Source organism: Verrucomicrobium sp. 3C, from assembly GCF_000379365.1.
Lineage (GTDB): Bacteria > Verrucomicrobiota > Verrucomicrobiia > Methylacidiphilales > Methylacidiphilaceae > Methylacidimicrobium.
Genome location: NZ_KB901877.1, coordinates 233087 through 233555, shown reverse-complemented (window position 1 = coordinate 233555; position 469 = coordinate 233087). Strand labels below are relative to the sequence as shown.

1 pseudogene is annotated in these 469 nt (G+C 62.3%); it reads right to left on the bottom strand.

The features are described from left to right. Positions 1-80: 80 nt before the first annotated feature. A pseudogene (locus A37A_RS17670) lies at positions 81-469 on the bottom strand (hypothetical protein); the annotation flags it as partial.

Here is a 469-nt window from a genome sequence, read left to right as displayed (position 1 = left end):
GGCCTTGAACTCCGCGCTGTGCCGGCGACGCGTCCGCTTGCTTGTCTTCTCTATCATTCCAGTGGCTTCCTTTTCTTAGCTTAACCACTGGTCGGATTTTTAGGGAGCACTTCAGTCAGACTGGTGGCGAAACGGGCGATCTCGGCGATCTCCCGCCGCCCGGCTAAAAGCGCCATCGCGATCAAGGTCAACACCGATCCGACCGGATAGTGGGCGTTCTTCATGCGCGGATCGGGCGCTTTCCAAAAGACCTCCAGCAACGATTCGAGCTGTTGGGCGTTGACCGGCAGCGTGCCCGAGGGCCTCGCGCTCAAACCGACGCGGCACTCTTCGGGTAATTGGGCCGCCCGTAACCTTTGCCGCGCTTGCGCCGAAAGAGGACGCAGCCAGAGCCGCTTGGGCCGGTCATTGGGCAGGTAAAAATCGGCCCGATGGCGGCTGTAGCCGGCGCTGTAGCCGACCGCCTCCC